A 10,291-nucleotide genomic window follows, 5' to 3' on the forward strand; every position below is an offset into this window, starting at 1 on the left:
GGTCATCGGTACGCAGGCTTGGGGTTGCGACTTGGGCAACCCGGAATTCCTGGTAGAAAAACCGGCTATTTTCCCCGCCCCGAGTACCGAAAATGACTGGTATTGCCCGTCAGGTCATGCGCTGGGTCTGACACAGGAAGCAGCACAAAATTCGCCGCAATGGCACAATTGCCTACGCAACGCCCTACCCCAGACAGGATTCCCCATGCTGCAACTGAAAACCGACGCCCTGATGGCCACCCCGTGCGACGACGAAGAAGACAACATGGCCATGCTCTGCTGCCACGGCAGGAACGGCGAGATGTTCATGCTCACCCGCTACCCCGACGAAGACGACGTGGAGCTGACCTGGGACTACGAGCCGTCGACCCTGGATGGGCTGAAAGTCACCTTCAGCGACACGACATTGCGGGTAGAGCTGGCGGCGGGCGATGCCGATGCACTGGGCGGCAAGGACCAATTGGAGATAACCCACGCCACCGCCGCAGCGGATATGGCAGAAGTGGAACAAACCCTGCAGAACATTCTCAAGGGCACCGGCACCTACATCCGCGCCTGAATCGCACTGGCGCAGCCTTCACCGATGCCCTCGACCGTTGGTCGGTACTGTTATTTCTAACAGTACCCGGCCCCGTGTTTCCGGCCTTAGCTGAGCAAAGCAACGGTGACTGCACGGGTGCCTCGATGAAATCCATCAGCAAGTTTCTGGCCATTGGCCTTTTGGCCACTGCTTCATCAGCGCTGGCGGCATCCGCAGCCAACATTGACTACTCACACTTGATCCTGCTGATCAAAGACGACGGATCCAGGTCGCGAAATCTTCAGGACCTCGTCGACCCCTCCAGCACCTTCCAGCACCGCGTGCCCAACATCAAGCCGCTGGTAACGCCGAGCAAGGCCCGCACGCTGGGGGATGTAGAAGCCCTGCGCCGGCATCGACTGGACCGCTACTACATCGTCGACACCCGCCACTTGAACCACAGGCAGGCTGACGCACTGCGCCAGCAACTCAAGCAAGACCCGGCCATAGAAGACGTCGACTTTGAACCCGTGGTGGAGGGCATGCACGAGGACAAGGCCGAACCCATCGCGGGCAGTGCGCGCAGCGGCATACCGGACCATACCGGACGCCAGTACTACCTGCTCGGCCGACAAGCCGTACCGCCCTACAACATCGGCGGTGTAAACGCGGTGAAGGCCTGGGCCGTACCTGGTGGCAAGGGCGACAACATGCGGGTGATCTCTTCGGAGATCGATCATTGGGCCTACAACCACGTGGACCTGCCCAAACCTTTCCTGGAAGTCGATGCAGGGGCTCTTACTGGCTACCACGACACGGCCAGCGTCGGCACCATCGGCTCCAGGGACAACGGCTTCGGCACCACCGGCATCGTGCCCCATGCACAACTGGGCTATTCGCAATATGGCACCAGCCGACTGATGCAGACCGCTGAACTGCTGAGCCCCGGCGATGTGGTGCAATTGGGCGTGCATATGAATTACACGCCCTTTCCAGCGGTAGGTTGCAGCCAGAACTGCTACATGCCCATGGAATACAACAGCACGGTACGCGACATCATCACCTATATGACGATGGAAAAAGGTGCGCATGTCGTACTGGCTGCGGCAAACGGCAATATCAATCTGGATCACCCCTACTTCAACGGCTACTTTGATCGCAATAAATTCGATTCCGGCAGCATTTATGCTGGCGCCGTCACACCCACCACCGGCCTGAGAGCCTATTTCTCCCAATATGGCAGACGCGTCGACCTGTTCAGTTGGGGCGGTTCCGTCACCACGACGACCTGGAGCACCGCCAACCCCACCAGCGCCTATACCCACACCTACAGCGGCACCTCGTCCGCCAACCCGATCATTGCCGGGGTAATGGCATCGCTGCAAGGTGTGGCGCGGGCCAATGGCCTGGGCAACCTCGCCCCCAAGGAACTGCGCAGAATCCTGGTAGAAACCGGCTATCCACAAGCCAACGGCAACCGTACCGAGATTGGCGTGCAACCGGACCTGGAGGCCGCCATCCGCAAACTGCTTGCCGACGACGTCGGCCAACCGCCCACGGGCCGGCTGGCCATCCCCGAGCAAGCCAAATCGGGAGAGACGTTCAACGGCCATGTCTATGCTGAATCGCCCACGCAAAAACCGTTGACCTATCGCTGGAATGCCGACGGGTTTACCCCTCCGGACGGGGATGGACCGACCTTGGCATTGACCGCCCCGCCTGTAACCGCCGATACCCTGACCTCGATTTCCGTGGCGGTGTCCGACGGCACCCACACCCTCAACCTGAGGGAAAACATGACCATCAAGGCCCCTGACACGCCTCCGGTCGGCGACTGCGCCGCCCCCTGGATTGCGAGCAAGGTATATGCATCCGCTGGCGAAAAAGTCTCCTACAGCGGTTACAACTACCAAGTGGCGCACTGGACACAAAACGCTCGTCCCGATCTGAACTTTGTTGAAACCGGCTCCGCCAAACCCTGGCGGCGCCTGGGCACCTGCGGCAGCGGCCTGCCGGTCGCCAGGATCACCGGCCCCTCCAGTATTGAAGCCGGCAAGGCGGTGCTGTTATCGGGGGCTTCCTCCACGGGCCAAGGCTTGCGTTTCGCCTGGGCGGCCACTGGCTTCAACCCGGATTCTTCGTCGCAAGCGTCCAGCAGCTTTATTGCTCCGAATACGGCGGGAACACGCGTCATCACCCTGACCGTCACCGATGAACGGGAGCGCCGCGCAACCGCCAGCCATAACCTCACGGTGACCACCGGCACCCCCGCCAACCGCCCACCCGTCGGCAGCCTGCAGGGCAGCGAAACGGTCGATTCGGGCAAGGCCGTGAGCTTCATCGCCAACACCAGCGACCCTGACGGCGACCCGATGAGCTACACCTGGACGCGCCCGACCGGCTTCACCGGCACCATCGGCAATACCCGCAGCGTCATCCTCACCGCCCCTGCCGTCACCGGCGATACCCGCGTCATCGTCAGTGTCGTGGTCAGTGACGGACGCGGCGGTACGCTGCGACTGGAAAAACCGATCACCGTCAAGGCCCCGCCACCTTCGGGCAGTTGCCGCGACATTCCGGCGTGGTCGCCCACCAAGGTGTATTCGACCTACGCAGAGTCGGTGTCGTACAACGGCAGGGTCTACAAACAGAGCTACTACAACCGCGACAAACGCCCGGATCTCAACTCTGCCGAGCACAGCCAGCCTTGGCATACCGGGGTGCCCTGCCGTTGAAGCAAAGGCGGTGAGCGGGCACGCCTGCTCGCCGCCCTTTGGGCCTCTCACACAATTTTCCTACAAGTTTTGCTAAAAATACCCCGCGTGCCGTTAGTCGCCACCCCCTGCCATGCATTAAAGTAGGCGCCCCAGGCTGTCGTTTGTTACATGACGCACAGGCTCATCTCTCCAGGAACCGTCATCGATGGAACATCGTGAAGCGCTGCTCGCGCTGCGAACCTTTCTTTCTACGCAGATTCTCGGCCAGGAAAAACTCATCGATCGCCTGCTGATCGCCCTGCTCGCCGACGGCCATATGCTGGTCGAAGGCGCACCAGGCCTGGCCAAGACCAAGGCCATCAAAGAGCTGGCCGAAGGTATCGAAGCGCAGTTCCATCGTATCCAGTTCACCCCCGACCTGTTGCCCGCCGACATCACCGGCACCGAGATCTATCGCCCGGAAACCGGCAGCTTCGTGTTCCAGCAAGGGCCGATCTTCCACAACCTGGTGCTGGCGGACGAGATCAACCGCGCCCCGGCCAAGGTGCAATCGGCGCTGCTGGAGGCCATGGCCGAGCGCCAGGTCAGCGTCGGGCGCAGTACCTACGACCTGTCCCCGCTGTTTCTGGTGATGGCCACACAAAACCCCATCGAGCAGGAAGGCACCTACCCGCTGCCCGAAGCCCAGCTCGACCGTTTCCTGATGCACGTCAAGATCGGCTTCCCCGACGCCGCCGTCGAACGGCGCATCCTGCAACAGGCCCGTGGCGAAGCCCTCAACGGCGAAACCAAGCCCGAACGCCGCGTCAGCCAGCAGGCGATCTTCGCCGCGCGCAAGGAAATCCTCGGCCTGTACATGGCCGATGCGGTGGAGGAATACCTGGTGCAACTGGTCATGGCCACGCGCACCCCAGCCAAGTTCGACCCGGAAATGGCCGAATGGATCGCCTACGGCGCCAGCCCCCGTGGCTCCATCGCCCTCGATCGCTGCGCGCGCGCCCATGCCTGGCTGGCCGGTCGCGACTTTGTCAGCCCGGAAGACATCCAGGCGGTGCTGTTCGACGTGCTGCGTCATCGCATCATCCTGTCGTTCGAAGCCGAAGCGGCCGGGATTGACCAGGACCGTGTGGTGCAACGCATTCTCGACGTCGTTGCCGTCGCTTGAAGTCGATGAACGCAAGCGATGGGGTGCGCGTCACGCTCAGCGAGCTGATCGAGATGCGCCACCGCGTGCGCGAAGTGCAGCTGTTTTCCACGCCAAGCCAGCGCAGCCCGCTGATCGGCCTGCACCACTCCAAGCTGCGCGGGCGCGGTGTGGACTTCGACCAGGTGCGCGTGTACCAGGCCGGCGACGACGTGCGCACCATCGACTGGCGCGTCACCGCGCGCACCCAGGAGCCGCACACCAAGCTGTTCCACGAAGAACGCGAACGGCCGATTTTCATCATGGTGGAGCAAAGCTGCCGGCTGTTTTTCGGCTCGGGGCAGATGTTCAAGTCGGTGCTCGCCGCTCAAGCCGCCAGCCTGATCGGCTGGGCCGCGTTAGGGCACAACGACCGCGTCGGCGGGCTGGTGTTCGGCGACAACGAGCACTACGAAATCAAGCCGCGCCGCAGCAAGCAAAGCCTGCTGCAATTGCTCAACCGCCTGGTGCGCGTCAACCAGAGCCTGGACACCGAAAGCCGCCCGGAGGCCGACGCCCTGGGCATGGCCCTGCGCCGTGGCCGCGAAGTGCTGCGCCCCGGCAGCCTGGTAATCGTGATCTGCGACGAACGAGCCCTCACCGAGGGCGCCGAGCAGCAATTGAGCCTGCTGTCACGCCATTGCGACTTGCTGCTGTTGCCGATCTCCGACCCGCTGGACCACGCGCTCCCTGCCGCCGGGCTGCTGCGTTTTGCGCAGCGCGGGGCGCAATTGGAACTGGATACCCTGAACTTCGATTTGCGCCAGGCCTACAAGGCACAGGCCGAAGCGCGCATCGCCCGCTGGGAACTGCTCGCGCAGAAACTGCGGATCCTGCTGATGCCCCTGAGCACCCAGAGCGAAATGGTCGAACAACTGCGCGAATACCTCAACCCGCAACGCCCGGTTAAAAAGCAATGAGCAGCCTCGACCAACTGCAACCGCTGATCGCCCCGCCGCCCATCGGCTTCTGGCCGCCCGCGCCGGGCTGGTGGCTGTTGCTGTTGGTCATCCCGCTGCTGGGTTGGGGGTTGTGGTCGCTGCGCCGCTTCTTGCCGACTCGACGCCCCCTGGCCCGTGCCGAACAGCCGCTGGACCCGCTGCGCATCGCCGCCCTGGCGGAATTGGCGCTGATGCCCAAACCCTACGATGGCGCGCCCGCCGGTGCCTGGCTGCAACAGCTCAATGGCCTGCTCAAGCGCCTGTGCCGCAACGACTATCCCTATAGCCAGAGCCATACCCTCAACGGCCGCAAATGGCTGGCATTCCTCGACAACCGTTGCCCGGCCGCCGGCCTCACGCGCTGGATGGTGCTGGTGGAAGGTGCCTACAAACCCGAATGCAAACTCGACGACAAGGCCATCGCCGGCCTGACCCAAGCGGTCGACACCTGGATTCGCAAACATGTTTGAGTTCGCCTGGCCGTGGATCTTCATCCTGCTGCCCTTGCCCTGGGTGATGCGGTTCATCCTGCCGGCGGCCGACAGCGGCGAGCCCGCCCTTAAAGTCAGCTACCTCGGCGATCTCGAAAGCCTGGCCCGCCGCCGTGCGCGGGTGAACCTGCCGGGCTGGCGCCAACAGGCGCCCTTCGTGGTGCTGTGGCTGCTGCTGTTGACCGCCGCCGCGCGCCCGGAATGGCTCGGCGAACCGCTGCCGATTGCCGCCAGTGGGCGCGATCTGCTGGTGGCGGTGGACGTGTCCGGCTCCATGGACTTCCCCGACATGCACTGGCAGGACGAAGACATCAGCCGCCTGAACCTGGTCAAGCACCTGCTCGGCGACTTTCTCGAAGGCCGCGAAGGCGATCGCGTGGGCCTGATCCTGTTCGGCAGCCAGGCCTACCTGCAAGCGCCGCTGACCTTTGACCGCCGCACCGTGCGCACCTGGCTGGATGAGGCGCGCATCGGCATCGCCGGCAAGAACACCGCCATTGGCGATGCCATAGGCCTGGCGCTGAAACGCCTGCGCCAGCGCCCTGCGCAAAGCCGCGTATTGATCCTGGTCACCGATGGCGCCAACAACGCCGGGCAGATCAACCCGCTGACCGCCGCGCGCCTCGCGGCCGAAGAAGGGGTGAAGATCTACCCCATCGGCATCGGCGCCGACCCTGAGCAAACCGGCTCCCTGGGTATCCTTGGCGTCAACCCGAGCCTGGACCTCGACGAGCCGGCGCTCAAGGCCATCGCTGAAGCCACCGGAGGCCAATACTTCCGTGCCCGCGATGGCCAAGAGCTGGAAGCGATCAAGCAGACACTGGACAAGCTCGAGCCCGTCGAACAGCAACCGACCCAGGCGCGCCCGGCGCAGGCGCTGTACAGCGGACCGCTGGCCCTGGCGCTGATCCTGAGCATGTTGCTGGTGATCCACGAACGCTGGCCGAATAACGCCCTGCAACGCGGGTTCAACAAACTGTCGAGCAAGGGGATCTTCCTGCAACAGCATCCGGAATGGCGCCAGCGCCTTAAACGCCTGCGTCTGCGGAGGCGTCGATGATCGCCCTGTGGCCGCATTGGTTCCGCCCCTGGTGGCTCTTGCTGCTGCCGCTGCTCGGCTGGTTGCTGTGGCAGCTGTGGCATCGGCAAAAGCGCGCCGGGCGCTGGCAGATGATCCTGCCGCCGGCCTTTCACGCCGTACTGCTCAGCGGTGGCAGCGGGCGCGAAAGCAAATCGCCGTGGGTGTTGCTGGGCCTCGCCTGGCTGTTGGCCGTGCTGGCGTTGCTGGGTCCCAGCTGGCAACGGGTTGAACAAACCAGCCAGAAACCCTCCGACCCGTTGGTGGTGCTGCTCGAACTGACCCCGGAAATGCTCGCCACCGACAGCCCGCCCAACCGCCTCGAACAGGCACGGCGCAAGCTCTACGACTTGTTGCAGGCGCGCAGCGATGCGCAAACCGCCATCGTCGTCTATGCGGGCAGCGCCCACACCCTGGTGCCGCTGTCGGACGACCTGGCCACCAGCCGCAACCTGCTCGAAGCCCTGCGCCCCTCGATCATGCCGGAGTCCGGCCATCGTGCCGACCTGGCCGTGGAAAAAGCCCTGGACCTGCTCAAGCATGGCGGCCTGGGCCAGGGTCGCCTGCTGCTGGTCGGCTCATCGCTGTCGAAACAGGAACGCCAGGGCATTCGCCTGCTGCTGCAGGGCAACCAGGCGCCAAGCCTGTCGATCCTGGGCATCGGCAGCCGTGAAGGCACGCCGGTGACCCAGGAAAGCGGCGAATTCCTCAAGGACGAACAAGGCGCGATCCTCGTGCCACGCCTCGACAGCCCGACACTCAAGGCCTTCGCCAGCGAAATGGGCGGCCGCTACCGGGCCGCACGCCTGGACGATAAAGACCTGCGCCAGCTCGGCGTGCTGGACCCACCCCAAGCCCTGCGCAACGATGGCCAGTTACTGCACCTCGACACCTGGGCCGACCAGGGTTACTGGTTGCTGCTGCCGCTGTTGCTGCTGGCCGCCTGCGCCGGGCGGCGCGGCTGGTTGTTCTTTTTACCGCTGCTGCTGTTGGGCGCGCCGCAACCCAGCTATGCCTTTGAATTCCAGGATCTGTGGCTGCGGCCGGACCAGCAAGGCCAATACCTGCTCAAGCAGAAACGCCCCGCCGAAGCCGCCGAACATTTCGAGGATGCCCAATGGCAAGGCGTCGCCCTGTACGAGGCCGGCAACTACGCCGAGGCCATCAAGCGGTTTGCCGAGGGTAACGACGCCTATTCCCACTACAATCGCGGCAACGCCCTGGCCAAGTCCGGTGAGCTGGAAGCGGCCATCGACGCCTACGAACAAGCGCTGGAAGCCCAGCCCGACCTGCAACCGGCGCTGAAAAACAAGGCCCTGGTAGAAACCCTGATCCAGGAACAGGCAGAACCGGAGCCGGAAAAGCCGGCAAAAAACGAGGATGACGAAACCACCCAACCCGGCCAAACTGCGCAACCGGGCGCCACTGGGCAAAATGCCACAGGTGGCGAGCAGTCGTCCCAGGGCCAGGGCGAAGCCGGCAGCGGCGATACCCAGGCCGGCACCCCGCCGCCAGCCGCTGGCAACGACGTGCCGGGCAGCGAGTTGGGCGATGAGCACACCACCACCCCGCCGCTGCTTGCTGCCGACGCCAACCTCGACGGTGAACACCGCCAGGCCCTGGAACAATGGCTGCAGGAGATCCCGGACAATCCCGGCGAACTGCTGCGACGCAAATTCTGGTACGAACAGCAACAGCATCAGGACAAGACTCGATGAGCCGCCGCACCACCCTTCTGCTTCTACTCGCGTTGTCGGCAGGCCACGCCCAGGCGGCGAGCCTGGTCGCCAGCGTCGACCGCAACCGCCTCAATTCCGGGGAAACGGTGGAACTGACGGTGGAATCCAGCGATGTCACCCAGTTCGGCAAACCCGACCTGTCGCCCCTGGATGCGCAATTCGAAGTCAGCGGCACGCGCCAGCTCAACCAACTCACCACGCTGGGCGGCGATAACCATGCGACCACGCGCTGGATCATTACCCTGCTGCCCAAGCAGAACGGCACGGTGGTGATTCCGCCGCTGCAAGTGGGCGAGTACACGACCCAGCCGATCAGCCTGCAAGTGCTGGAAACCACCAGCCAGGACACCAACGCCGAGCTGGCCCCGGTGTTTGTCGAAGCCAACCTCGACCAGACCAGCGTCTATGTCCAGGCCCAGGCACTGTTGACCGTGCGTGTTTACCACTCGGTGTCGCTGTACGACGACAGCAGCTTGACGCCGTTGCAGATCCCCGATGCCCGTGTCGAACAGTTGGGCGAGTCGCGTACCTATGAAAAGGTCATCAACAGCATCCGCCATGGCGTGATCGAAACCCGCTACGCGATCTACCCGCAGCACAGCGGCACCCTGGAGATTCCCTCGCAGACGTTCAGCGCCACGCTGGTGGAGTCGCGTCCGCCCCAGGAAAACACACTGCAGGGCACCAAGCCCGGCAAGCTGATCCACGTGAGTTCGGCGGCACTGCCACTGGCGGTCAAGCCCAAGCCTGCGCTGTACCCCGTCGATGCCCCCTGGCTGCCGGCTCGCAGCCTCACGCTCACCGAGAGCTGGAACCCGGAACCTGAGCATGTACAAGTCGGCGACTCCCTGACCCGCAGCCTGACCGTCAAGGCCGAGGGCCTGTCCAGCGCCCAACTGCCCGCTCTGCCCAGCACCGACATCAACGGCCTGCGTCGCTACCCGGACCAGCCGGTGCTCGGCAACCAGAGCAGTGACCGTGGCCTGATCGGCAGTCGCGAAGACCGTGAGGCCCTGGTGCCCAACCGTGTCGGCGCCCTGGAACTGCCTGCCGTCGAGGTGGTGTGGTGGAACACCCACGAGGACCATCTGGAACGCACCAGCCTGCCCGCCCGCACCCTGCAAGTCGCCAATAACCCCAGCCTGGCGGTGGACACGCCGGCCACCCCGACCATCATCACCGCACCGGACGACAGCCGCCTGTGGCTGTGGCAACTCAGCACCCTGCTCCTGACCTGCACCACCCTGCTGGGCTTCGGCCTGTGGTGGCGGGCCCGTCGGCAACCGGCGGTACTGCGCGCCGCGCAAACCGGCCCGAGCCCGCGCACCCTGCTCGACGACCTCAAGCGTGCCACCCAGGCCAACGACCCCCAGGCCACCCGCCAGGCACTGGATGCCTGGGCGCGGCAACAGCCGGAAACGTTGGCGGATATGGCGGCACGGTTCGTGCCGTTGTCGGATGCACTGGATGGGCTCAATGGCGCGCTGTACAGCGAGAGCGGTCAATACTGGCTGGGTGAAGAACTGTGGCGTGCGGTCAAGGCCATCCCCATGGCCGAGCGCGAGCAGGACCCGGCGACGGACACCACCAGCTTGCCGCCGCTGTATCCCAAATAACCCCCC

At 64.2% G+C, this 10,291-nt stretch carries 8 protein-coding genes; all 8 read left to right on the forward strand.

Annotated elements, in window-relative coordinates; genetic code table 11:
* The first annotated feature begins 205 nt into the window (after positions 1 to 205).
* The 8 genes from BM416_RS02875 to BM416_RS02910 all read left to right on the forward strand — a co-directional run bounded on the left by BM416_RS02875 (position 206) and on the right by BM416_RS02910 (position 10,285).
* Positions 206 to 559 (forward strand): hypothetical protein, encoded by a 354-nt coding sequence (locus tag BM416_RS02875; protein ID WP_092485164.1) that lies wholly within the window; start codon positions 206 to 208, stop codon positions 557 to 559.
* A gap of 125 nt (positions 560 to 684) precedes the next feature.
* The gene (locus BM416_RS02880) at positions 685 to 3,255 is read left to right on the forward strand and encodes a S8 family peptidase (RefSeq protein WP_092485166.1); all 2,571 of its coding nucleotides are present in this window, start codon (positions 685 to 687) and stop codon (positions 3,253 to 3,255) included.
* A 187-nt stretch (positions 3,256 to 3,442) separates the two neighbouring features.
* Complete coding sequence (locus BM416_RS02885) at positions 3,443 to 4,402, forward strand: AAA family ATPase (protein ID WP_003174327.1); 960 nt, start codon at positions 3,443 to 3,445, stop codon at positions 4,400 to 4,402.
* Between the two features lie 5 nt (positions 4,403 to 4,407).
* Positions 4,408 to 5,340 carry a DUF58 domain-containing protein gene (locus BM416_RS02890; RefSeq protein ID WP_027608569.1) on the forward strand — a complete coding sequence of 311 codons (933 nt, stop codon included), beginning with the start codon at positions 4,408 to 4,410 and terminating at the stop codon, positions 5,338 to 5,340.
* Positions 5,337 to 5,831, forward strand: coding sequence for a DUF4381 domain-containing protein (locus tag BM416_RS02895; protein ID WP_065927988.1), 495 nt, complete (start codon positions 5,337 to 5,339; stop codon positions 5,829 to 5,831). Before BM416_RS02890 ends, BM416_RS02895 begins: the two co-directional genes overlap by 4 nt.
* On the forward strand, positions 5,824 to 6,912 hold the full coding sequence (locus tag BM416_RS02900; RefSeq protein ID WP_092485169.1) for a vWA domain-containing protein: 1,089 nt from the start codon (positions 5,824 to 5,826) through the stop codon (positions 6,910 to 6,912). Before BM416_RS02895 ends, BM416_RS02900 begins: the two co-directional genes overlap by 8 nt.
* Entirely contained in the window at positions 6,909 to 8,648 is a 1,740-nt protein-coding gene (locus BM416_RS02905; protein ID WP_092485172.1) for a tetratricopeptide repeat protein, read from the forward strand. Before BM416_RS02900 ends, BM416_RS02905 begins: the two co-directional genes overlap by 4 nt.
* Positions 8,645 to 10,285: a BatD family protein gene (locus BM416_RS02910; protein ID WP_092485175.1), complete on the forward strand. Its 1,641-nt coding sequence runs from the start codon at positions 8,645 to 8,647 to the stop codon at positions 10,283 to 10,285. Before BM416_RS02905 ends, BM416_RS02910 begins: the two co-directional genes overlap by 4 nt.
* Positions 10,286 to 10,291 lie beyond the last annotated feature (6 nt).

Source organism: Pseudomonas sp. NFACC42-2, from assembly GCF_900116055.1.
Classification (GTDB): domain Bacteria; phylum Pseudomonadota; class Gammaproteobacteria; order Pseudomonadales; family Pseudomonadaceae; genus Aquipseudomonas; species Aquipseudomonas marginalis.